Source organism: Embleya sp. NPDC050154 (genome assembly GCF_044460165.1).
Lineage (GTDB): Bacteria > Actinomycetota > Actinomycetes > Streptomycetales > Streptomycetaceae > Embleya.
On the sequence record NZ_JBITJP010000014.1, the window covers coordinates 131,651 to 155,114 of the forward strand.

Annotated in this window: 22 protein-coding genes and 2 tRNA genes; 15 read left to right on the forward strand and 9 right to left on the reverse strand. The window is 69.7% G+C overall.

Annotation, left to right across the window (positions count from 1 at the left end; all coding sequences use genetic code 11):
* Positions 1-109: 109 nt before the first annotated feature.
* From ACIBSV_RS27865 to ACIBSV_RS27875, 3 genes are all read right to left on the reverse strand, one after another.
* A complete protein-coding gene (locus ACIBSV_RS27865; protein ID WP_395867686.1) occupies positions 110-1,405 on the reverse strand; it encodes an HTTM domain-containing protein in 1,296 nt (431 codons plus the stop codon).
* Positions 1,392-2,213, reverse strand: coding sequence for a DUF5819 family protein (locus tag ACIBSV_RS27870; protein WP_395867688.1), 822 nt, complete (start codon positions 2,211-2,213; stop codon positions 1,392-1,394). The genes ACIBSV_RS27865 and ACIBSV_RS27870 overlap by 14 nt, the downstream gene beginning before the upstream one ends.
* Positions 2,214-2,441: 228 nt before the next feature.
* Complete coding sequence (locus ACIBSV_RS27875) at positions 2,442-4,088, reverse strand: AMP-binding protein (RefSeq protein WP_395867690.1); 1,647 nt, start codon at positions 4,086-4,088, stop codon at positions 2,442-2,444.
* Positions 4,089-4,210: 122 nt separating this feature from the next.
* On the opposite strand from ACIBSV_RS27875, the gene ACIBSV_RS27880 reads away from it, so the two are divergent.
* Positions 4,211-4,900, forward strand: a complete 690-nt coding sequence (locus ACIBSV_RS27880; RefSeq protein ID WP_395867692.1) for a PaaI family thioesterase — start codon at positions 4,211-4,213, stop codon at positions 4,898-4,900.
* An 18-nt stretch (positions 4,901-4,918) separates the two neighbouring features.
* Here ACIBSV_RS27880 and ACIBSV_RS27885 read toward each other — a convergent pair whose 3' ends face one another.
* Positions 4,919-5,251 carry a rhodanese-like domain-containing protein gene (locus ACIBSV_RS27885; RefSeq protein WP_395867694.1) on the reverse strand — a complete coding sequence of 111 codons (333 nt, stop codon included), beginning with the start codon at positions 5,249-5,251 and terminating at the stop codon, positions 4,919-4,921.
* 269 nt (positions 5,252-5,520) lie between these two features.
* Positions 5,521-6,333, reverse strand: coding sequence for a hypothetical protein (locus ACIBSV_RS27890; protein WP_395867696.1), 813 nt, complete (start codon positions 6,331-6,333; stop codon positions 5,521-5,523).
* A gap of 182 nt (positions 6,334-6,515) precedes the next feature.
* On the opposite strand from ACIBSV_RS27890, the gene ACIBSV_RS27895 reads away from it, so the two are divergent.
* On the forward strand, positions 6,516-7,103 hold the full coding sequence (locus tag ACIBSV_RS27895; RefSeq protein ID WP_020557109.1) for a TetR/AcrR family transcriptional regulator: 588 nt from the start codon (positions 6,516-6,518) through the stop codon (positions 7,101-7,103).
* Positions 7,104-7,166: 63 nt separating this feature from the next.
* Positions 7,167-8,012 (forward strand): ATP-grasp domain-containing protein, encoded by an 846-nt coding sequence (locus tag ACIBSV_RS27900; protein ID WP_395867698.1) that lies wholly within the window; start codon positions 7,167-7,169, stop codon positions 8,010-8,012.
* Positions 8,013-8,019: 7 nt separating this feature from the next.
* On the opposite strand, the gene ACIBSV_RS27905 is transcribed toward ACIBSV_RS27900, so the two are convergent.
* Positions 8,020-9,402, reverse strand: a complete 1,383-nt coding sequence (locus tag ACIBSV_RS27905; protein ID WP_395867700.1) for a DUF2252 domain-containing protein — start codon at positions 9,400-9,402, stop codon at positions 8,020-8,022.
* A gap of 121 nt (positions 9,403-9,523) precedes the next feature.
* A tRNA-Leu gene (locus ACIBSV_RS27910) sits at positions 9,524-9,607 on the reverse strand.
* A 387-nt stretch (positions 9,608-9,994) separates the two neighbouring features.
* Here ACIBSV_RS27910 and ACIBSV_RS27915 point away from each other — a divergent pair.
* From ACIBSV_RS27915 to ACIBSV_RS27950, 8 genes are all read left to right on the forward strand, one after another.
* The gene (locus tag ACIBSV_RS27915; RefSeq protein ID WP_395867702.1) at positions 9,995-10,885 is read left to right on the forward strand and encodes an FhaA domain-containing protein; all 891 of its coding nucleotides are present in this window, start codon (positions 9,995-9,997) and stop codon (positions 10,883-10,885) included.
* A 10-nt stretch (positions 10,886-10,895) separates the two neighbouring features.
* Positions 10,896-11,432 (forward strand): FHA domain-containing protein, encoded by a 537-nt coding sequence (locus tag ACIBSV_RS27920; RefSeq protein ID WP_395867704.1) that lies wholly within the window; start codon positions 10,896-10,898, stop codon positions 11,430-11,432.
* Between the two features lie 5 nt (positions 11,433-11,437).
* Entirely contained in the window at positions 11,438-13,018 is a 1,581-nt protein-coding gene (locus ACIBSV_RS27925; protein ID WP_395867706.1) for a PP2C family protein-serine/threonine phosphatase, read from the forward strand.
* Between the two features lie 10 nt (positions 13,019-13,028).
* Positions 13,029-14,702: an FtsW/RodA/SpoVE family cell cycle protein gene (locus ACIBSV_RS27930; protein WP_395867708.1), complete on the forward strand. Its 1,674-nt coding sequence runs from the start codon at positions 13,029-13,031 to the stop codon at positions 14,700-14,702.
* 34 nt (positions 14,703-14,736) lie between these two features.
* Positions 14,737-16,266, forward strand: a complete 1,530-nt coding sequence (locus tag ACIBSV_RS27935) for a peptidoglycan D,D-transpeptidase FtsI family protein (RefSeq protein WP_395867710.1) — start codon at positions 14,737-14,739, stop codon at positions 16,264-16,266.
* 206 nt (positions 16,267-16,472) lie between these two features.
* Positions 16,473-18,371 carry a Stk1 family PASTA domain-containing Ser/Thr kinase gene (gene pknB, locus ACIBSV_RS27940; RefSeq protein WP_395867712.1) on the forward strand — a complete coding sequence of 633 codons (1,899 nt, stop codon included), beginning with the start codon at positions 16,473-16,475 and terminating at the stop codon, positions 18,369-18,371.
* A 232-nt stretch (positions 18,372-18,603) separates the two neighbouring features.
* Positions 18,604-18,741 (forward strand): DLW-39 family protein, encoded by a 138-nt coding sequence (locus ACIBSV_RS27945; protein WP_020557117.1) that lies wholly within the window; start codon positions 18,604-18,606, stop codon positions 18,739-18,741.
* A 135-nt stretch (positions 18,742-18,876) separates the two neighbouring features.
* A tRNA-Ala gene (locus tag ACIBSV_RS27950) sits at positions 18,877-18,949 on the forward strand.
* A gap of 111 nt (positions 18,950-19,060) precedes the next feature.
* Here the strand turns inward: ACIBSV_RS27950 and ACIBSV_RS27955 are convergent.
* Entirely contained in the window at positions 19,061-19,663 is a 603-nt protein-coding gene (locus tag ACIBSV_RS27955; protein ID WP_395867960.1) for a DUF5324 family protein, read from the reverse strand.
* Between the two features lie 201 nt (positions 19,664-19,864).
* Here ACIBSV_RS27955 and ACIBSV_RS27960 point away from each other — a divergent pair, with 201 nt between their 5' ends.
* Together ACIBSV_RS27960 and ACIBSV_RS27965 are read left to right on the forward strand one after the other, a co-directional pair.
* Positions 19,865-20,395, forward strand: coding sequence for a peptidylprolyl isomerase (locus tag ACIBSV_RS27960; RefSeq protein ID WP_395867714.1), 531 nt, complete (start codon positions 19,865-19,867; stop codon positions 20,393-20,395).
* Between the two features lie 62 nt (positions 20,396-20,457).
* A complete protein-coding gene (locus ACIBSV_RS27965; RefSeq protein WP_395867716.1) occupies positions 20,458-21,333 on the forward strand; it encodes a rhomboid family intramembrane serine protease in 876 nt (291 codons plus the stop codon).
* Positions 21,334-21,516: 183 nt separating this feature from the next.
* Here the strand turns inward: ACIBSV_RS27965 and crgA are convergent, their stop codons facing one another.
* Positions 21,517-21,768, reverse strand: a complete 252-nt coding sequence (crgA, locus tag ACIBSV_RS27970; protein ID WP_020557121.1) for a cell division protein CrgA — start codon at positions 21,766-21,768, stop codon at positions 21,517-21,519.
* A gap of 130 nt (positions 21,769-21,898) precedes the next feature.
* On the opposite strand from crgA, the gene ACIBSV_RS27975 reads away from it, so the two are divergent.
* Positions 21,899-22,648: a DUF881 domain-containing protein gene (locus ACIBSV_RS27975; RefSeq protein ID WP_395867962.1), complete on the forward strand. Its 750-nt coding sequence runs from the start codon at positions 21,899-21,901 to the stop codon at positions 22,646-22,648.
* Positions 22,649-22,697: 49 nt separating this feature from the next.
* Entirely contained in the window at positions 22,698-23,390 is a 693-nt protein-coding gene (locus tag ACIBSV_RS27980; protein ID WP_395867718.1) for a class E sortase, read from the forward strand.
* Positions 23,391-23,464 lie beyond the last annotated feature (74 nt).

Below are 23,464 nucleotides of genomic sequence, written 5' to 3' on the forward strand. Positions count from 1 at the left end.
GCAGCGTAGGACCTGCCGCGCACGGGTCTCGGCCGGCCGGCGGGCGGTGCGCGCCGGCCGGCCGCCGGGTCCGCGACGGGCGGGATCGCCCGCCGACGGTCGAGAGCGATCAGACCCGACCCGAGGTCGAGGCCACTCCTTCGAGTCCGCCGGGTACCGGCGGGGCGGGCGCCGCCTCGCGGCCCGCGGGCGTCGGGGCCGGCCCGGTGGGTCCGCGGCGCAGCCGGTCCATCAGTCGGCCGACCACTCGCGAGCGGGTCCAGATCAGGAACGCGGTGGGCAGGAACAGCGCGTCGCCCACCGACATCGACGCGGAGAAGGCGGGCAGTCCCAGCAGGATCGCGATGCCGAAGTGCATGCCGAGCAGGATCACGATCGCGACGTACTTGACCCGCTTGGCGAACAGCATGAACACGAAGCCGACCTGGATGAAGACCGTGAGGTAGCCCATCAGGACGCCCATCTGGGCGTTCTCCCCAAGCGTGAGACTGAGCCCGGGCCACGGTGCGAAGTACTCCAGGTTCAGCACGTAGTGCATGGCCGTGCCGTCCTGCCAGTACGAGCCCTGCACCTTGTACAGCCCGGCCGCGCCGTAGATGAAGCACACCTCGGCGGCGATCACGAACAGCGCGCAGTTGTGCACGACGGTGACCAGGCCGGCCCGTACCTGTTCGGCCGCACGCGGCAGCCGCCACAGCGCGCCGAAGACGATCGCGATGCCGGGGATCCAGATCCACTGGCAGACGAACGCGAAGGAGAACTCGGGCTCCGGGGTCCACGAGTCGGCTCGGCACGTGGTGCCGAGCGCGACCATCGCGAGCAGGCCGACCAGCACGCCGACCTCGTGTCCGGGACCGGTGCCGGGGCGGATCCCGGTGCGCCTGGCCCGGCGTGCGTCCAGCGACCACACCCGTCCACAGGCGGTGAACGCGAGGTAGATCGACATCAGCAGCAGGACGGTGTCGCCGCCGTCGGTCATCAGGATGGACCGGCTGTTGAACGAGACGACCATGACCGCGAACAGCACGCTCATCGCCCGGGTGTGCCATCCGAGCACGAACAGCGCGCTCACCACGATCGCCGCGAGGTAGACGCCTTCGAACCACCAGCGCGTGTCGCTCTCCAGGAGCAGGCTCACCCCGTCGATGCCGCTGAGCAACTCCCTGGCCATCTCCGGCGACCACGCGGACCGGTCGCCCCAGATCTCCCGGCGGTTGAGGTATTCGCGGATCAGGCCGACCAGGAAGACCAGGCCGTAGCCGATCCGCAGCAGCGCCGCCTGGTGCACGGCGAAGGTACGGGTGCTCACCGTGTCCAGGGCGGACACCAGTCGACGGGCGACGGCGTCCTCCACCCGGCGGTACGGGCTCGCCGCGACGCGCGGCGTCGGGTCAGCGGAAGTCATCGGGCTTCGTCTCCCACCAGCCGAGCATGCGGTACGAGGTCTCCGGCTTGGTCTTGGCGTCCGGCCTGCCGATCGGCGTGGTGGCGACCCGGACCCGGACGGATTCGACCGAGCGGTTCGCTCCCGCGTCCTGGAACCGGTGCACCACGATGCGCCGCAGGTAGTTCTGGGTCAGCGGGCCGCGCGCGCCGATCGCCGATTCGTCCTTGGCGTCGTGCGCGTCGGCGTAGCTCGACCACGCGCGTCGGATCATGTTCTGGTCGGCCTTGCTCGGATACGGGTTGCCCCGGATGTGCTTCAGGTCGTCCCCGGTCAGGTCGGACCAGTCGGACTCGACGACGGTGCCGTCCGCGTTGCGCACCCGCGACTGGGCCTGCACGCGGAAGTTCTCCGACATCGGGTTGGGCGCGAACAACGCCCAGTTCTGCTCGAAGTAGGGGTAGATCCAGGTGCCGGTCGGCTTGCGGTAGTCCTGGGTCAGCGTGTTGTTGGGCGCGACGTGCAGGAACACGAAGAACACGTGGACCAGGGTGACCAGGATCGCGAGCACGGCGAACAGCGCGGAGATCGAACGCACCGCGGTCGAGCGCCGTTCGTCCGCGGGCACGGCCGTGTCGATCGGCACGTCCACGGGGGAGCGCTCCCCCGACTGTTCCGGGATCCGGGCGATCACCGGGTCCGGGTCGGACTCCGTGCCCCGACCCGTCGCCGGGCCGGCGGCCGAGACGCCCACCGTCGCACCGGTCTCGGATCCGGGCCTCGACCGGTCCGCCGGTTGTCCGGGCACCGCGTCGTCAGGCGACTGCATGCCTCTCCCGTGGTCGATGGGTCCACCGGTCCGGACCCGTGCTGCCGGCACGCTACCGGGTCCGGTCCGTCGCACGTACCGAAACCGTCGCCAACCAAGCCGTCGAGGCGATTTCGGTGACCCACGACCACGTTCCACGCCCGAGCGCCGGCCCCGACCCCGGTCGCGGGTACGGACCCGCCGGGTCGAGGCGGCGCGGCCGCTCGGCTCACAGGTCCAAGGCGCGGCTCACAGGTCCAGGACGCCCTCCCGCCCGTGCGCGCGGTAGCGGTCGAGCAGTTCCGCCCGCCCCGCGTCGTCGAGCAGGCCGTACCCGGCGCCGCGCGCGGGCCGCCACCACACCGGCCCCGCCGCCCGAAAGCCCGCCCGCCGCAGACCGACCTTGTGCACCTTGTTGGTCGCCGTGGTCGGCACCTCGTCCACCACCCGCACGAACGTCGGCGCCATCTTGGCGCCCAGGTCCGACTGCTCCGCCAGGAACGCGGCGAACTCCTCCGGATCGAACACCGCGCCCTCGCGCACCTGTACGGCCGCCATCACCTGATCCCCGGTCACCGGATCCGGCACCCCGTAGACGACCACGACCTCGAACGGCGCAAAGCGCGCCAGGATGCCCTCGATGCCGGCGACCGCCAGGTTCTCGCCGTCCACCCGCAGCTTGTCGTCCGAGCGGGCGGCGAAGTACAGATATCCGGCGCCGTCCCGGTAGAAGTGGTCGCCCGTCCAGTACTGCCCGTCCCGGGCCCGGGCCGCCGACGCCTCCTCGTTGCGCCAGTACCCCTCGAAGCCGTTGCGCCCGGTGTTGACCAGCTCGCCGATCGCGGCGTCCCCGTTGACCAGCCGGCCCGCCGCGTCGAACTCGGCCCGGGCGCACTCCTTTCCGGTCGCCGGATCCAGCACCGAGGCGTTCTCGGGACACGGCCCGACCGCACCGGCGGGGGTGCCCGGCCGCCAGTTGACGCTCATCCCGCCCTCCGACGAGCCGTACCCCTCGGTCAACGCGCACCCGAAGCGCGCCTCGAAGCGCGCCATGTCCACCGCGCCCGCCTCGGTGCCGAATCCGGCGCGCAGTGGGTTGTCCCGGTCGTCGGGCCGCTCCGGGGTGGCCAGCAGGTAGGAGATCGCACGGCCCACATAGGTGAAGTACGACGCGCCGTAGCGCCGGATGTCGGGCAGGAACGCGGACGCCGAGAACCGCCGGCGCAGCGCGACCGCGCCGCCCGCGCGCAGCGCCGGCGACCAGTTCGCCATCAGCGCGTTGCCGTGGAACATCGGCATGCAGATGTAGTTGACGTCGTCCGGCCCGAAGCCGAACTGCTCGGACAACACGGTCCCGGCGCCGGCCAGCCGGCCCTGCGAGCAGATCACGCCCTTGGGCGCCCCGGTGGAGCCGGAGGTGAACACGATCAGCAGCCGGTCCGAGGGGTCCGCGACCAGTGCGGGCAGCGCGGCGTCCGCGTACGGCCGCAGTCGCTCGTCGTACCCGGGATCGTCGACCACCAGGATGCGCTCGGCGGGGATGCCCAGGTCGAGCCCGTCCAGCAGCGGCAGGTGCGCGCGCTCGGTGACGATCACCGCGCACTCGGCGTGCGTGATGTCGCGCGCCAGTTCGGCGCCGCGCCGGGTGGAGTTGACCCCCACCAGGGTGGCGCCCGCCACCGCCGCGCCGGAGAGCCAGATCGGGAACTCGGGCACGTTGTCGAGCAGGACTCCCACGTGCGGCTCGGCCCCGCCCGGCAGCAGGTCGGCCAGCAGCGCGGCCCGCGCGGCGGCGGCGCGGGCGAGTTCGTGGTGCGTCCAGGTTCGATCCTCGAAGTAGAGCCCGGTCCGTTGGTCGCCCCACTGGTGATGGACGAGTTCCGCGATCGTCACCATGCCGCACTCCCTCACCGAGATCCGGTCGGGCCGGATCTGATAGACCGTTAGATCTGATGCACCGTCATATTCTTTGCCCGCATTCTTGGCAAGATCAAGAAAAGTGTCACGGAGGTACGGGTATGAACTCGAACACCAGGCCGCTGCCGCCGGCCTCGGCCACCGCCCTCGCCGAACTGATGGCCGGCACGCTGCCCGGCCCCGAGAGCGTGACCCCGCAGGCGCTGGAGCTCGCGGATCGGGTGCGGGACCTGGTCGAGGCGGTGGTGTGGACGGACGTGGACCCGGCGACGCGCGCGGACGCGGCCCGGCGGGTCGCCGAACTGACCGCACTGCTGGGCGCCGCCCGACGCCCGCAGGCGGTGTCGCTGATCCGGTATCCGAACGGCAGGCTGGAGCACCTGACCCAGATGGGCTCGGGCCGGCTCAATCCGCAGGCGCCCAGGCTGGTGTTCGAGGAGGTCGCGCCGAGGCCGGACCCCTCGGCCGAGCCGGAGTCGATCGAGATCCACGCCCGCTGCACGCTGACCGCGGCACACGGCGGTCCGCCCGCCCGCGCGCACGGCGGGATCGTGGCGGTCGTTCTCGACCAGTTGCTCGGCGTCGCCGCGTCCGCTGCCGGGGCGCCCGGGCTGACCGCCGGGCTGGACATCCGCTACCGCCGGGCGACGCCCTACGACGTACCGCTGGAGCTGACCGGACGCTGGACCGGTCGCGAAGGGCGCAAGAGCTTCGCGACCGGCGAGATCCGCGCCGACGGCGAGGTGACCGCCGAGGCGACCGCGGTGTTCATCGCGGAACGCCGCTCCTGATCGGGGCGGTGGCCGCGATCACACCACCACCGGGGCGAGGGTCGTCTCACTCACCATGGGTCGCCCGGCGGCCTCCCACGCGAGCATCCCCCCGTCGACGTTGATCGCTTCCCAACCCTGCTGCCCCAGATAGTGCGCGACCTGGGCGGAGCGCCCGCCGACCCGGCACATCACGTACACACGCGTGTCGTGCGGAACCTCGTCGATCCGCTCCAGGAGCGTGCTCATCGGGATGTGCCGGGCACCGGCCACATGACCGGCGTCCCATTCGTGCACCTCCCGTACGTCCAGGACGAAGGCGTCGTCAGGGACCGCGGCGGCGGGGACGGCCGGCGGGGGCGACAGGTGCATCGGATCTCCGGTGGGTCGGGCGCCCGGAACCCGTCCGGCCGCGCTCATCGCACATTGTCGGTCATCGGCGCCGCGCACAGGTGCCTCGAAAGAGCGAACCGTCCGGCCGTCATCCGCGACACGCGGCCGAAATGACGGCTGTGTACCGCCGCGGCGAGCAGGGTGGGCGGCAACCTCCCCGGGCCGACCGACGCCCATCCGGCCGGCCCGGGAGGGGTCCAGGCCCGGACGGGCAGCCGGCCCGGGCGATGCGGCGAGCCGAGCCCCGATCAGGACTCGACGAGCGTGCCGAGCACCTTCTCCTTCTCCGCGATGTCGTGCAGGAGCTGATCGGCCAGGTGCTCGAGCAGTCCGTCCGGGTCGTGCGGGGCGAGCTGGAGCAATTGCCCCATCGCGCCCTCCATCAGCTGATCGCGCAGGCCGGCCAGTTCGGACCGCCGGTGGGTGAGCCAGGCCAGCCGGCTGCGCAGCCACTGCCCCCGACTCTCCGCGTCCGGGCCGATCGCACCCTCCGGGGAAGTGGCCCATTCCGTGCCGAGGGCCAGCAGCTCGGTCACGTCGCCGCGCGCGTAGGCGGCGTTCACCCGGGCGATGAAGGTGCCTCGGCGCTGCTTCTCCTCGGGATCCTGGACCAGGTCCGGGTGCGCCCGGCGGGCCAGCTCGCGAAAGAGCTTGCGGGCCTCGGCTCCGGGGCTGACCCGGTGCACCTCCGGCACCGGCAGCGGCTCGTCGGCCGCCTCGCCCGGCTCGCCGCCGCCCGCGCCGTCCAGGGCACCCAAAAGCGAGTCCAAGTCCGGCATGTCCGTCACCACACCACGCAATTCGACCGCACGCCGGATGTCCGCCGGATCGCCGGTGTGCGCCGCGATCGCCTCCGCGATCAACGCGTCCAACTCGTCGAGCCGCTCGTACAGCGGCCCGAGCCGGCGGTGGTGCACGATCGCCAGGTTGTCCAGCTCGACCTGAAGGGTCGTCACATCGACTTCGTCGTCGAGCAGCGCGGTCTCCGCCGCGGCGACCTGTCGTTCCAACTCGGCGATTTCGGGGTCCGACCAGGGGGTCGGCGCGCTGACCTCGTCCATCACGTCCCTTGTGTGCTGTTCTGTTCCCGCGCGACACCGGCCGGCGGGCGCGTCTGCCGGACTTTGAAGATCAAATCACTCGCAACACCCCCCAGCAGCCTATGTGGTAGGGCAGCATGGTCAGGCCGTCCCTGGCCAGTCGATCCAACAAAGCAGTTGGCTAGAGGGGATAAGATCCAGCCATGCCGCCCGACACCGCACGCACCCGAGCCAAACTTCTCGACGCCGCCCGCGCGGAGTTCGCCGAGCACGGCATCGCCGGCGCCCGCGTCGACCGCATCGCCCTGCGCGCCGGGGTGAACAAGGAGCGCATCTACGCGTACTTCGGCAACAAGGAGCAGCTCTTCCAGCACGTGCTGACGGAGTCGCTCCAAGAGCTCAACACGGTCGTCACGATGCCCAACGACGACCCGGCCGAGTACATCGCCCAGGTCTACGACTTCTACTGCGCCCGCCCGGAGCTGCTCCGGCTGCTGGTGTGGGAGGCGTTGTACTACGGTCACGACCCGGTTCCGGACGAGGAGCGGCGAGTCACGAGCTACGCCGCCAAACTTCAGGAGTTCGCCGACCATCTCGGCGTGAAGCCCTCGCCCGACGTCGCCCAGTTGCTCTTCTCGCTCATCGGCGTCGCCGCCTGGCAACAGACGATGCCGCAGATGTCGCGGGTACTGCTCGGGGCCGACTCGGAGTCCGAGGAGGCCCGGGCGAACCGGCGCAAGCACCTCATCGAGTTCACGCGAGCGTCCATCGCGTCGATGAAGCAGTCATAGGGCGCACGGCCGGATGAAGGGTCCACCCTTCATCCGGCATGCCCACGCAATACCGTCCTCCCCATGACACCACCCCCGGGGGAGGGCGCACCCGAGGTCCTGCTCGTCCCCACGGACCCCCTGAACCCCCGCCGCACCGACCCCCACTTCGCCCCCGAGGCCGAGGCAGCGCTCGCGCTGGGGATCCCGGTGGCGCGCGTGGACCACGAGGCCCTCGTGCGCGGCGACGCGCACGAGGCGGTGCGACGCGTCCCCCACGACCGGGGACCGCTGCGCTATCGGGGTTGGATGATCCCCGGGCCGCACTACGCCGCGCTGGACGCGGCGCTGCACTCGCGTGGGGCGAGCCTGGCCACCTCGCCCGAGCACTATCGGGCGGCCCACGAACTCCCGGGTTGGTATCCCCGCTTCCGCGACCTGACGCCGCGCACGGTGGAGGACCCCGCGCTGCTCGGCGCGGGCCCCGCGATCGTCAAGGACTGGGTGAAGTCGCGCAAGCACGAATGGCACGAGGCGTGCTTCGTGCCCGATGTCGCCGACGTCGCGCACACCCGCTCGGTGGTGCGCACCTTCCTCGAACGGCAGGGCGCCGCATTGCAGGGTGGCGTGCTCTATCGCGCGTTCGAGGAGTTCACCGGCGCCGAGACCCGGGTGTGGTGGGTCGACGGTGTCCCCGTGCTGAGCACGGCGCACCCCGACACACCCGCCGGGCACACCGAGCCGCCGGACCTGACCGCGGTCCGCACGGCCGTCGAAGAGCTGGGCTCGCCGTTTTGCACCACGGACCTGGCCCGGCGCCGGGACGGCGCGTGGCGGGTGATCGAGGTCGGCGACGGGCAGGTCTCGGACCTGCCCGCCGGCGTCCCGCCCCGGGCGCTGCTGGAGCCCTTGTTCGCCGCCCGCCGCTGACCCCGGGTCAGACCCCGGTCTCGGCCGGCAGCCGACCCGAGCGCACGGCCGCGAGCAGTTGCTCGTGGTCGGCCTCGGTGCGATCCGCGTAACGCACCGCGAACTTGGCGAACGCCTCCTCCAGCTTGTCGCTCTTGCCGCAGTAGCCGGCCAGCACCTTGGGGTCCACGGAGTGGCTGTGCGCGCGGGCCAGCAGCGCGCCGGTCATCCGCCCGTAGTCGTCTATCTCGTGCGCGGCCAGCGCGCTCGGGTCGATGCTCCCCTTCATGTTGCGGAACCGCCGCACCATGTACGCGCGCCCGTCGATCGAGGTCCACCCCAGCAGCCCGTCGGTATGGGCCTGCATCCACTTCTGGCCGACCACGACCCGGCGCCCCTCGTGCTCGACGTGGGCGGGCGGCAGATACGGCGCGAGCGCGGAGGGCCGCGCCTCCTTCACCTGGAGCACCAGCGGTTCGTCGCCGTTGCCCAGCAACAGCACCACGTACGCCCGGGTACCCACGCTGCCGGTGCCCACCACCCGAAACGCCACGTCCTCGATCGCGAACCGGGCCAGCAGCGGCCGCCGTTCGGTGGAGAGGGTGTCCACGTAGCCCTCCAGGCCGGCGGCCACCGCGCGGGCGAGGTCGTCGTCCACCGCGGTCAACACCGGCGGCTCCGGAACGAAGTGCCAGGTGCCGTCCGAGCGTTGCCGGGTCGACTTGGCCGCGAACCGGGCGCTGGTGTTGCGCCGGGCCTTCGCGGTCACCTGGGCCAGCAGCCCGGACAACTCGCCCGCGTCCGCGTGCGCCACCAGCGACTCGTCGGCGATCGCGTGCCACGCCTGCAACACCGGCATCCGGGCCAGCACCGCCATCGTCCTGCGATACGAGGCGGCCGCGTCGTAGGCGGCCGCACGGCACGCGTCCGTGTCCAGGCCGCCCACCCGACCGGCCACCACCAGCGACGCGGTCAGCCGCTTGAGGTCCCACTCCCACGGACCCTGCACGGTCTCGTCGAAGTCGTTGAGGTCCATCACCAGGCGTCCCTCGGCGGTGCCGAACACCCCGAAGTTCCCGGCGTGCGCGTCACCGCAGATCTGCCCGGTCAACCCGGTGACCGGCTGCGCGGCCAGGTCGGCCGCCATCAACCCGGCCGACCCGCGCAGGAACGCGAACGGCGAGGCCGCCATCCGTCCGATCCGCAACGGCACCAGGTGCTCGAGCCGCCCGGCGTTGGCCCGCTCGACGCTCTCCACGACACCGGGCCGATCCACCGCGGGCTCGAAGTCGGCGTGCGCGCCGCGCGACACCCGCTCGCGCAGCCCCTTGCCCAGCGCCTTCGACGCCACATCGGACCTGTCCCGAAAACCCGGGACGACGAATTCCCGCCCCACCGCAGTACCCGACATCTACCGATCCTCCCCGGAGCCGGCGCACGGCCCACCGCCAAGACCCGCCACGACACCACCGGACCTACCCGGCAGGGCATACAGAAAGGCCCCAGGTCGATGACCTGGGGCCTTTGCTCGGTGCGCGAGGGGGGAGTTGAACCCCCACGCCCTTTCGGGCACTGGAACCTGAATCCAGCGCGTCTGCCTATTCCGCCACCCGCGCGAGCAATCAAAGATTAGCACGGGCGCGAGGTCCGATACGAATCCATACCCGCAGGCCGCACCGCTCACACCATGAGCATCCGTATGGACACCCAGAGCAACCAACGGTTCATCTTTGTGGACCGGGATCCCCACGACCCCCGCCTCTCCGGCATGCTTGCCCTGCACCGTACGGTGAACGGGGTTCGACCCCGGCCACGCACACGGTCGCGGCACAACTACTGCAAGCGAGCCACGGAGGGGGCAACAGGGTGTAGGAATCCCTGTGAAAGCCAACACTCCTTACAGTGGCCACGGTAGGGAACCGCGCCCGTTTCCCACGCGTGGATACGATCAGTGAGCAGACTGTAGGACCGGACCGGCCGATCGCGTACGGAAGGAGGTGCCCGTGGGTCCCCTGAAGAAGTTCGAGCAACGGCTTGAGGGCCTGGTCAACGGCGCCTTCGCCAAGGCGTTCAAGTCGGATGTCCAGCCCGTCGAGATCGCCAGCGCGCTCAAGCGCGAGTGCGACAACAACGCGACGATCTGGAACCGCGACCGAACCATGGTCCCGAACGACTTCGTCGTCGAGCTCGGCCAACACGACTATGAGCGCCTGAGTCCGTACGTGCAGCAACTCGGCGGCGAGCTGGCGACCGTGGTGCGGGATTACGCGCAACAACAGCGCTACTCCTTCATCGGTCCGGTCGAGGTCCACTTCGAGCATGCCGACGACCTGGACACGGGTCTGTACCGTGTGCGCAGTCAGGCACTCGCGGGCAGTCAGTCGCACCATGAACAACAGCAGCCCCCACACCAACCGCCCTTCCCGGGCGGGGGGCCGCAACCGGAGCAGCCACCACAGGGTTATGGATACGGTCGACCCGGCGGGCCACCCCCGCCCGGGGTGCCCGCACCACCGCCCTTCGGCCCGCCCGGGACCCCGGGAACGCCGACGCCTCCCCGGCCGCAGCCGGGGGAGCAGGCAGCCTACGGTCAGAGTCCGCCGCCGGCACCACGGCTGCGTACCTGGCTGGAGGTCAACGGGGTGCGTCACGAGCTCACTGCCCCGGTCGTGAAGTTGGGCCGCAGCACCGATGTGGAAGTTCGCGTGGACGATCCGAGCGTCTCGCGGCACCACGCCGAGATCCGCATCGGCGCTCCCGCGTCGATCACGGACCTCGGTTCGACCAACGGGATCGTCGTCGACGGTCAGCACTGTCAGCGTGCCGGTCTGCGCGACGGATCCCGCATCGTGCTCGGCAGCACCACTGTCGTGTTCCGCCAAGCCGAGGGGTGACAACGGGCGCATGTCTGAGCTGACCCTCACCGTTATGCGGTTGGGTTTCCTCGCTGTGCTGTGGTTGTTCGTGATCGTCGCCGTACAGGTGATCCGTAGCGACCTCTTCGGCACTCGCGTGACCCAACGACCCGCGCGGCGCAGAACCGCCGCGCCCGCCGCCGGTGGAGGAGGTGCCGCTCCGCCCTCGCAGGCGCAGCCGGCCCCGCCTCCGCAGCGGCAGCAGGCCCGGCCCCGCCGCGGCCAGCGCAACAACCCCAGCAAGCTGGTGATCACCGAGGGCTCGCTGACCGGCACGACGATCAATCTGACGGATCAGCAGATCACCATCGGCCGGGCGCACGACTCGACCATCGTGCTCGACGACGACTACGCGTCGAGTCGGCACGCCCGCATCTACCCTGCGCCCGACGGCAGCTGGGTGGTCGAAGACCTCGGGTCGACGAACGGTACCTACTTGGACCGTACGCGCCTGACCGGTCCGACCCCCGTGCCGCTCGGTGCGCCGATCCGCATCGGCAAGACCGTTATCGAGCTGCGCAGGTAGCCTGAATGAGCCTCTCTCTCCGCTTCGCCGCCGGATCCCACAAGGGCATGATCCGCGAAGGCAACGAGGACTCCGGCTATGCCGGCCCTCGGCTGCTCGCGGTCGCCGACGGCATGGGCGGGCAGGCAGCGGGCGAAGTCGCCAGCTCCGAAGTCCTGTCCACCATCGTCGAACTCGACGAGGACGTGCCCGGAGCCGACCTGCTGGACGCGCTGCGTTCGGCGGTCGATCGCGCCAACGACCGACTGCGTGTGATGGTCGACGACGATCCCCAGCTCGAGGGCATGGGGACCACGCTGACCGCGCTGTTGTGGACGGGGAGCCGACTCGGCCTCGCCCACATCGGCGACTCCCGTGCCTACCTCCTGCGTGACGGCGCCCTGGAACAGATCACCCAGGACCACACCTGGGTGCAACGCCTGGTCGACGAGGGCCGGATCACCGAGGAGGAAGCCGACCACCATCCGCAGCGCTCGCTGCTGATGCGTGCCCTGGACGGGCGCGGCCACGTCGAGCCGGACCTGTCGGTGCGCGAGGCCCGCCCCGGCGACCGCTACCTCATCTGTAGCGACGGCCTGTCGGGGGTGGTCAGCCGGGAGACGATGGAGGGCACCCTCCTCACCTACCCCAACCCCAACGACGCGGTGCAGGAGCTGATCCAGCTCGCGCTGCGCGGCGGCGGCCCCGACAACATCACGTGCATCGTCGCGGACGTCGTGGATCCGTCCGACCAGCCCTCGGACAGCCCGATCGTGGTCGGCGCGGTGGCCAGCATCGTGGACGACACCACGACCCTGCCGACCACACCCGCCTCCCGGGCCCGCGAGCTGACCGCCGGCGAGTACGAGACCGAGGCGCTGGTCTCCGAGCCGGGCAGCCGGCGCAAGCCCAAGCCGAAGTCCACGCTGCGCAGGACCCTGCCGATCTGGGGCGGTGTCGCGGTGCTCGTGGCCGCGCTCGGCGGCGCGTACTACTGGACCCAGACGCAATACTTCGTGGCCGACAAAGGAGACCACGTCGCGATCTACCGGGGGATCGACTCGAAGATCCTGGGCCTCAACCTCGCGAGCACGTATCAGAGCTACGACGACGTGAAGCTCACGATGATCGGCCAGACCAACCGGGACGCGGTCAACAGCACGCTCGACGCGGCCAGTCTGACCGAGGCCCGGCACACCATCGACCGGCTCAAGCGGCAGGCCGACGTGTGTCGCAGGGCCTACGCGGCGGACGACGCGAAGAAGGTCGAGGGTGTCCCCGGCGCCCAGCCCGCCGGCAGCGTGGACCTGTTCCCGCAGCAGAACCTGGGCACGCCGGCCGCGCTCCAGACCAACGCACCGGTGGGCAAGCACACCCCGACCACCGCGTCGCGCAGCGGCCGCTCGTCGGCACCACCGACCGAACCGGGCAGCAAGGGCAGGGGTCTGTCGACCACCAGCCCGAGCGCGCCTGCCGGATCGGCGCCACCGAGTTCCGCACCGCCGGCCACGGCGCCGGAGGCACCGGGATCGGGGCTCACCGCCGAAGAGGCCGACCTGGCCAAGCAGTGCTATCCGCGACCGCCCGGAACCACCGGAACGAACTGAGGGGAGCGCCGTGAGCAACACGACGATCACCCCCCAAGCCGCACCGAATCGCCGCAACACCGAGTTGATGATGCTCGGCTTCGCGGTTCTGGTGCCGATGCTGGCTTATGCCAACGTGGGACTGGCGGGGGACGGGTCACTGCCGTTGGGGAGCCTGGTCAAGTACGGGCTCGGCCTCGGCGTCTTCGCGGGCCTCGCCCACCTGCTGGTGCGCAAGTTCGCGCCGTACGCCGACCCGCTGCTGCTGCCGTTGGCCACGTTCCTCAACGGCATGGGCCTGATGTTCATCAGTCGGCTCGACCTGGACATCGTCAAGGGGATCGGCCTCCCCAACAACGTCAAGGGCACCGCGGCGGCCTCGTCCCAGTTGATGTACTCGGCGATCGGCATCGCGCTGTTCGCGGGCGTCGTGGTGATCATGAAGGACCACCGGCTGCTCCAGCGCTACACCTACTCGTTCATGGCGCTCTCGCTGGTCCTGCTGGTGTCGCCGATCCCGTTCCCCGGCGACATGTACGGCGCCAAGATCTGGATCCGGCTCGGCCCGTTCAACTTCCAGCCCGGCGAGTTCACCAAGATCGTGCTGACGATCTTCTTCGCGGGCTACCTGATGGCCAAGCGGGACGCGCTCGCGCTGGCCAGTCGCAAGGTGATGGGGCTGTACTTCCCGCGTGGTCGGGACATGGGCCCGATCGTGGTGGTCTGGCTGCTGAGCATCCTGATCCTGGTGTTCGAACGCGACCTGGGCACCTCGCTGCTGTTCTTCGGCCTGTTCGTGGTGATGCTCTACGTCGCCACCGAGCGCACGAGTTGGCTGCTGTTCGGCGTGATCATGGCGGTCGGCGGCGCGACCATCGTCGGAACCTTCGAGCCGCACGTGCACGACCGCGTGGCGGCCTGGCTGAACCCGTTGGCGGTCTACAAGGGCGACGGCTCGGTGCAGTCCGAGCAGCTCGCCCAGGCGCTGTTCGGCTACGGCACCGGCGGTCTGCTCGGTACCGGCCTCAACCAGGGCCACCCGACCGAGATCGGCTTCGCGGCGCGCAGCGACTTCATCCTCACCACGGTCGGCGAAGAGCTGGGCCTGGCCGGGATGATGGCCGTCTTCATGGTGTACGCGCTGCTGATCGAGCGCGGCCTGCGCACGTCGCTGGCCGCCCGCGACCCGTTCGGCAAGCTGCTCGCGGCCGGTCTGTCGGTCTCGGTCGCGCTCCAGGTCTTCGTGGTCGCGGGCGGCGTGACCGGCCTGATCCCGCTGACCGGTATGACGATGCCGTTCCTGGCCCAGGGCGGCTCGTCCGTGATCACCAACTGGGCCCTGATCGCGATCCTGATCCGGATCAGCGACACCGCCCGCCGACCCGCCCCACCGGCCGGGGCGTTCGACCCGAGCGAGGGCGTCGCGCCCCGGCGCGGCTCGCACGCCTCCAACCGCGGTGGCACCCCCGCGGCCGGCACACCCACCCCGTCGACGCCGAGTTCGACGCCGGCCGGCGGTTCCGCCTCGCCCGAGGCGCTGACCGTGGCGGGCGGGGTGCCCAGTGCCCCCGGCGGCCCCGGCGCGACACCGCCCGCGGGCGGATCCGGAACGCCACCCAGACCCTTCGTTCCCCCGCCGAACCCCGGCGGCGGCACTCCGTACGGCCCACCGGGCCAGAGCGGCACCGGCGGGCAGAACCCGTGACGGCCGCAACGCACGTCCAGGGGAGGGACATACCGTGAACAAGCCTTTGAGGCGGGTCTCCGTCTTCTGCCTGATCCTGGTCGCGGCGCTGATGCTTCGGGCCAACTGGGTCCAGGTCGTCAAGGCCGACGACTATGCGAGCAACAGCCACAACAAACGGGCGATCTACGAGAAGTATTCGCACCCGCGCGGCGACTTCCTGGTCGAGGGCAAGCCGATCACCAGCTCGGTCAAGACCGACGACAAGCAGTACGAGTTCCTGCGCAAGTACGAGTTCGGCCCGATGTACGCGCCGGTCACCGGCTACATCTCGCCGTTCGTCGGCAAGAACCTGCTGGAGAGCATCGACGACGACATCCTCAGCGGCAAGGACAGCCGGCTGTTCGTCCGCAAGGTGCTGGACACGGTGACGAACAAGGGCACCCGGGGCGGCAACGTCGCGCTGACGATCAACGCCAAGGCGCAGGAGGCCGCGTACAACGGCCTCAAGGACAAGACCGGCGCCGCGGTCGCGCTCGACCCGGAAACCGGCAAGGTGCTCGCGATGGTCAGCACACCGTCCTACGACCCGAACGTCCTCGCCCAGAACAACCGCAACGAGGTGGCCGAGGCGTACGACCAGCTCACCTTGGACACGGACAAGAACCGCAAGAAGCCGGACACCAAGTTCGACCCGAAGATGCCGATGGACAACCGGGCGATCCGGTACACCTATCCGCCCGGTTCGACCTTCAAGCTCATCACCGCGGCGGCGGCGCTGTCCGAGGGCAAGGCCAAGCCGAACGAGGCACCGACGGTCCCGCTCAAGGGCGACACGCTGTTCTACCCGTCGTCGACGCAGGGGTTGAGTGAGAAGAACCACCCGGGGTGCATCGGTGCGACCGTGCAACGAGCGCTCGAGCTGTCCTGCAACACGGTCTTCGCCCAACTGGGCACCGACGTGGGCGAGGCCAAGTTGAAGGAGCAGGCCGAGAAGTTCGGCTTCAACAACTTCGGCAAGGGCGCCAACGACAACCCGCTCGACATTCCCAGCCGGGTCAAGCCCAGCCTGTTCCCGGGCGGCAACGACGGCGGACAGCTCATGCGGTCCTCGATCGGCCAGGAGAGCGTGGCGTCCACGCCCATGGAGATGGCCATGGTCGTCGCCGCGATCGCCAACAACGGCAAGGTGATGAAGCCGTACGTGGTGGACGAGTTGCGGGCGCAGAACCTCTCGGTGCTGGAGAAGACCCAGCCGCAGATGCTCAGCGAGGCCGTCTCGACCGAGGTCTCGGCGCAGTTGCGGGACATGATGCAGGGCGTCGTCAAGGACGGCACCGGCAAGCCCGCCGCGATCCAGGGCGTCGAGGTCGGCGGCAAGACCGGTACCGCGCAGCAGGGGTTCAACAACGGCAAGAAGCCGTACGCGTGGTTCGTCTCGTACGCCAAGGGCGCCGACGGCAAGAAAATCGCCGTCGCGGTCGTGGTCGAGCCCGACGACAACGTCGAGCGGGACGACATCGCCGGTGGCCAGCTCGCCGGCCCGATCGCCAAGTCCATCATGGAAGCCGTGGTCAAGAAGTGAGCCATGGCCCGCGATCGCACACCTGATCACTCCGACCACTACTGCAATCAGATACCGACGTGCCCTCGTGACTCGGGTGTGACGGTCCCGCGGGGCGTCGCACCGGTACCGTGTCGGAGAACGCGCCGGACCGGTCGGGCAACCGACCCGGTCTCGGCCGGCCGAAGACCGAAGGCCGTGGACCGGTAAGGGAAGGGCTGGAAGTTATGGAAGAGCCGCGTCGCCTCGGCGACCGGTACGAGATCGGCGCGGTCCTCGGCCGTGGTGGCATGGCCGAGGTGTACATGGGCCGTGACATTCGTCTGGGACGCAGTGTGGCCGTCAAGACACTGCGCGCCGATCTCGCCCGTGACCCTACGTTCCAGGCCCGGTTCCGACGCGAGGCACAATCCGCCGCCTCGCTGAACCACCCGGCGATCGTCGCGGTCTACGACACCGGTGAGGACTACATCGACGGGATCTCGATCCCGTACATCGTGATGGAGTACGTGGACGGCTCGACGCTGCGCGAGCTGTTGCACTCCGGCCGCCGGTTGTTGCCGGAGCGCGCGCTGGAGATGACCGCCGGTGTGCTCCAGGCGTTGGAGTACAGCCACCGCAACGGGATCATCCACCGCGACATCAAGCCCGCCAACGTCATGCTGACGCGGCAGGGCACGGTCAAGGTGATGGACTTCGGCATCGCGCGGTCCATGGCCGACAACGGCATGACGATGACGCAGACCGCGGCCGTGATCGGCACCGCCCAATACCTCTCCCCGGAGCAGGCGCGCGGCGAGACCGTGGACGCCCGCACCGACCTGTACTCCACCGGTTGTCTGCTCTACGAACTGCTCACCGAGCGTCCGCCGTTCATCGGCGACTCGCCGGTCGCGGTGGCCTATCAGCACGTGCGCGAGGATCCGCTGCCGCCGAGCACCTTCGATCCGGAGGTCTCGCCGACGATCGACTCGATCGTGCTCAAGTCGTTGGCCAAGAACCCGGACAACCGGTACCAGAGCGCCGATGAGATGCGCGCCGACATCGAGCGAGCCCTGCACGGGCTGCCGGTGGGCGCGCCGAGCGTGATGGCCGCGCCGATGGGAGCCGACCCGGCGACGCAGTACCTGCCGCCGACCGCGGGCGGGGCGACCCAGGTCATCCCGGCACACGGTCAGGGGCCGAACACCGGACAGTACGAGCTCGACGACAACGATCGGCGCCGGGACGAGCCCGGGAAGTCCCGGGGCGGTGCGTGGATCCTGCTCGCCCTGGCCTGCATCGCCGTCCTGGTCGCCGCGTTCTTCGTCGGCAAGACGCTGATGGGCGGCGACGAGGACAAGTCCGCGAGCGCGCCGGTCCTGGTCGGCAAGACCGTGGACGAGGCGAGCAGGGCGGTCGAGAACGCCGGCTTCAAGCTCAAGATGAACGACGATCCGACCCAGTGCCCGCAGGTCGCCGGCTCCGTGAAGGGGAACATCTGCAAGCAGATCCCCGAGGCCGGGGCGAGTGCCAAGAAGGGCGACACGATCCAGGTCTGGGCCTTCGGCGGTCCGAAGAAGACCACCGTCCCCACCGGTCTCAAGGGGCTGTCCGACGAAGAGGCCACGGCCAAGCTCAAGGCCGCGAACCTGGTCGCCGAGGTGCAGCGCAGTCAGACGCTGACCAACTGCACCCGCGACACCGTGTGTTCGACCAGCCCCGACTCCGGCACCGAGCTGAACGAGGGCGACAAGGTCACCCTCAACGTCTTCAGCGGCAAGCCGCAGCACGACATGCCGAACGTGGTCGGCTCGTCCTATGACGACGCCAAGGCACAGTTGGAGAACCTGCAGCTCAAGGTGACCAAGTCCGAGCAGTACAGCGCGGACAAGCCGGTGGGCACGGTGATCAAGCAGAGCCAGAACCCGGGCGGCAAGGTCACCGAGGGCAACACGATCAACCTGACCGTCTCCAAGGGCCCGCAGCCGGCCACCTCGTCGCCGCCGCCCTCCTCGGGCAGCCCCGGCGGCAGCACCGGCGGTGCCACCACTCCGCCACCGTCCACGGGCGATTCCCGTGGTGGCGGCGGCAACCCGATCATGGGCGGCGACCTCCGCGGCGGCCACGGCAACTGGCCCAACTGACCGAGGACATCCGCACACGGCAGGGCAGAGGGCCCCGGAGGCAACCGCCTCCGGGGCCCTCTGCTTCTCCCGCCCCGCCGGCCCGGCGGGTCACCGACCGGCGCCTGACCGGGGCTTTCGGTATTGGTCGGTGCCTCCGTGCACCTGTTATTGTCGAGCCCAACCCGGCCGCGGCGCTCCGGCGTACGGACAGGTGCACGAACGTCACTCGCAGGACGGAGAGGCCACGCTGATGAAGAAGCTGATCCTGGTGGCTTTGGCTGCTGTAGGTGGCCTGTTGGTCTACCGCCAGATCCAGGCGGATCGGGCCGAGCAGGATCTGTGGACCGAGGCGACGGACGCGGTTCCGGCGGGCACTGCCACCCGCTGAACAGATCTTGCGGGAGACCCCGCAAAAGCTTGAACCCATCCGGGGGAAGGGCGCGTTTCACGTGAAACGTCCCTTTCCCCGAGTGAGGTGTTGTCCACCCCGACCCGGATTACCGGTAATCTGGTTCGGCACCGAGGGGCCTTAGCTCAGCTGGTAGAGCGCTGCCTTTGCAAGGCAGATGTCAGGGGTTCGACTCCCCTAGGCTCCACAGACCGCGCACCCGAGGTGCGCACGACGAAGGGCCCGCCGCACCATCCGGTGCGGCGGGCCCTTCGTCGTATGCCGTGAGTCGACTGTTGTGAGTCGACGCGGGTCGCGGTCAGTCGGTCTTCGGCGCGGTCGAGCGGAACTCGTCCTCGGCGGGCTTGACCTCGTTGTCGAGCGTCTCGACGGTCGTCGGCGTGGTCGCCGAGCCCTGCGGCGCCACATCCGGTTCGTCGGTCAGCCACTCGGGCTGCGCGTTGCGCCGCCGCCACCACGTGAAGACCACGTAGCCGCCGCCCGCGACCGCGGTGATCAGCAGGAACCGACGGCCTCGGCCGCGGCGCCGCTTCTTTCGGGTGACCTTCTCGATCTCCGCCGCGGTCACCTCGCCCTTGATCACCGACAGCGCCGCACCGGCCCGCGAGAGGGCCTCGTCACGGACGGGCTCGGCCGCCTCCCTGGCCTGGTCGACCACCAGGTGCACACGCGGCACCACGTCGTGGCGGACCCGGTGGCGGGCCATCTCCACCGCGTGCTCCACCCGCGGGGCGGCGTTCTCCTTGGCCTGCACCAAGGCGGGGACCACTCGTTCGCGGGTGGTCTCCACCGCTCGATCACGAGCCGCGCCCGCGTAGTGGGCCGCCGCGTCCTTCGCGTTGGCGGCGTGTGGGGCGAGCCGCTCCCTGGTCCTGCCGGTCGCCTCACGTACCGGATCCATGCGGGTCACGACATCCTCCTACTCGCCGGGTTCATCCGCTATCTGTTCCCGACGATCCCGGGATCATGCGCCGCGTATCCGCCCGGGATCCGTACGGTGGAACCGTGCCGGGGGCGGCCTCGTGGCAGGAGCCGCCCGCAGCATGCGAGGATTTCGAGGATTCAGGAAGACCGTCCGTGCAACCGTAGGGAAGGCGCATCAGTGGCCGAGGATCTTTTCGCCACCATCAAGACCAACCACGGGGACATCCGCATCCGGTTGTACCCGAACCACGCGCCGAAGACGGTCGCGAACTTCGTCGAGCTGTCGCAGGGGCAGCGCGAGTGGGTCCACCCGGGCAAGGGGCAGAAGACCACCGAGCGCCTGTACGACGGCACCGTGTTCCACCGGGTCATCTCCGGCTTCATGATCCAGGGCGGTGACCCGCTGGGCACCGGTACCGGCGGCCCGGGCTACCGCTTCGCCGACGAGTTCCACCCGGATCTGCAGTTCTCCAAGCCGTACCTGCTGGCGATGGCCAACGCGGGACCGGGCACCAACGGCTCCCAGTTCTTCATCACCGTGGGTGCCACGCCGCACCTGAACCACAAGCACACCATCTTCGGCGAGGTCGCCGACCCGGAGAGCCGCAAGGTCGTCGACGCGATCGCCGGCACCGAGACCGACATGCGTGACCGTCCGGCCTCCGACGTCGTGATCAACACCGTCGAGGTCGAGACCGTCAAGTCCTGAACCCCGAGCACACGGGCCGGGGCCTTCGGGTCCCGGCCCGCGTCGCGTGCCTGAAGGTGAGCATGAGCCCCGACCAGCAACAACCGGGCGCGGCGGGTCCGGCCGGACCGCCCGTGTGCTACCGGCATCCCGACCGCGAGTCGAACATCCGCTGCACGCGCTGCGAGCGCCCCGTCTGCGGCGATTGCATGGTCAGCGCGTCGGTCGGTTTCCAGTGCCCGGACTGCGTACGGCAGGGCACCCGGCAGGTACGCGAGGCACGCACCGTGGCCGGCGGCCGGATTGCGCCCGCGAACGCGATCGTGACCAAGACCCTGATCGGGCTCAACCTCGCGGTCTTCCTGCTGGTCCTGGTGGTCGGCGACAAGTTCGTCGACCGGATGATCCTCTTCGGCCGCTACTTCATGGGCGGCGAGTGGCAGGGCGTCGCCGAGGGTCAGTGGTACCGGCTGCTCACCGCCGCGTTCCTGCACCAGCAGATCTGGCACATCGCGCTGAACATGATCGGCCTGTGGATGCTGGGACCGCCGCTGGAGGCCGCGCTGGGCCGGATCCGGTTCATCGCCCTGTACCTGGTCTCCGCGTTCGGCGGCACCGCGCTGTCGTACCTGATCGCGGACCCCCATCAGGCCTCGTTGGGCGCGTCCGGGGCGCTGTTCGGGCTGTTCGGCGCGATGATCGTGCTCGGTCGCCGGCTCCGGTACGACCTGCGCCCGCTGCTCATCCTGCTGGCGCTCAACCTGATGATCACGTTTCTGAACATGAGCGCGATCGACTGGCGCGCGCACATGGGCGGGCTGGTCGCGGGCACTCTCACCGCGATCGGGATGGTCTACGCACCGCAGCGCAATCGCACGCTGATCCAGGTGGGGACCGTGCTCGCGGTGACCGCGATCATCGTGGCGATAGTGCTGATCAGGACCGCACAGATCACCTGATCGATGTCACCCGATGAATCTGCCTAATGACCCACGGTGATGAATCCGGGATGCAAGCCGTTACTCGCATCCCGGTCACTCGTTGGACCGTAAGGGGTTATCCACAGGATCTGCTCGGTTATCCCCACTGTGGATAACTCTGTGGAGTCCTCCTTGGAAAACCCGCTGAACTGCGCCGACGCGCTACTTCCACTGCGTGGAGACGCCGAAGCCGGCGGCGATGAAGCCGAAGCCGACGACGATGTTCCAGTTCTTCAGGGACTCGACCGGGAAGCGCATGTCGGTCACGTAGAAGACCACGATCCACAGCAGGCCGATCGCGAAGAGAGCCAGCATGAACGGCGCCACCCAGCGGCGCGAGTCCAGCTTTATGGTCGTCTTCTTGGGCGGCGGCGGGGTGAAGTCGTCCTTCTTACGGATCCGGGACTTCGGCACGAGAGTCTCTCCTGTCGATGTAGCCGGACGAGTGGGTGCGCAGCACACGCGACACGATCCGGTGATGTGTCGGTTAGCGTAGTCGCTGTCAGGTCCGGAAGGAGGGTACGGCGACGTGCGTATCTCCGCCATGCGGCCGTCCGGGATGTCCTGGCGTGCGATTGTACCCCGGTTGTCCGCTCTTGTGGTTTTCGCCCTGGCCGGTCTGCTGTTCTGGATCAGCGCCGACACCTCACACGGCACCAATCTGCGCAGCGACGCGCAGATGCTTCGGCTCTCCGACGTGATCCGGGACCAGGGCCGGCGCAACGAGAGTGCCCAGCACGACCTGTCCAAGCTGCAGCGGGACGTCGACTCCCTGGTCCAGGAGCAGGCCAACGACCCCCAGGCACGCGGCCGGATCGACGCGGTCGCGGACCCGGCCGGAGTCACCCCGGTGTCCGGCGAGGGTCTGACCGTGACCCTGACCGACGCCCCGCCGGACGCGAAGTCGCGGGTGCCCGGGGTGCGCGAGCCCACCGCGGACGACCTGGTGGTGCACCAGCAGGACATCCAGGGCGTGGTGAACGCGCTGTGGAGCGGCGGCGCGCGGGCGATCCAGATCATGGACCAGCGCATCGTGGCCACGTCCGCCGTGCGATGTGTCGGCAACACGTTGATCCTGCACGGTCGGGTGTACTCGCCGCCGTACGTGATCTCGGCGGTGGGCGACACCGGTGCCCTGCGGCGCGCCCTGGACGAGAGCAAGAGCGTGTCCAACTACACCGACTACGTCGAGGCGTTCGGACTCGGTTGGAAGGTCGAGGACAAGAAGCGCCTGGACGCACCGGGGTACACGGGCCCGCTTGGCCTGGAGTATGCGAAAGTCTCCGGGACGTGATCGACAGCGGTGAACCGAGGGGAGTCTGACGACAGTGTTGCGGACCGCGATGCGAGGCCTCGGGGAGGTCTTCATCACACTGGGCGTCGTCATCCTGCTGTTCGTCGTCTATCAGCTCTACTGGACCGGAGTACTGGCCGATCGGGCGCGCGCCGACGAGATGCACAAGCTCGACGAGGCGCGCAAGCGGACCGTGGCGGCGGCGCCCAAGAACGTGCCGGTCGCGCAGACGCCCCCGCCGGCCCCGTACGAGGACGGCGAGCCGTTCGGCACCATGTACGTGCCGCGGTTCGGGAGCGACTGGTACAAGACGATCCGGCCCGGGGTCACGCCGAAGGAGCTGCAGAAGGGCCTGGGTTGGTACAAGGGCAGCGCGCAGGCGGGCGAGGACGGCAACTTCGCGATCGCCGGGCACCGCAAGACCTACGGCGACCCGTTCCTGAACGTACCCAAGCTGCAGGTGGGCGACAAGATCGTGATCGAGGGCATCACCGAGTGGTTCGTCTACTCGATCGACAAGCCGGTCAGCCTCTCCGGTGACAAGGCGGTCCTGAAGACCATCCCCGAGGACGTGCACGTGCTCGACCCGGTGCCGGAGAAGGCCTATACGACGGCCGGGAAGTACATCACCCTGACCACCTGCGAACCTGAGTTCGGCAGCACGCACCGGTTGATCGTCTGGGGCCACCTGGAGTCGCGCACTCCGTTGGCGGCCGGCAAGCCGGCGGCGTTGCAGGGATGAGCGAGTCGAGCCGCGCGGGCGGCGAGCGAGAGAGGGCCTGGGCCTGATGTACGGCTGGATCTGGCGCACTCTGC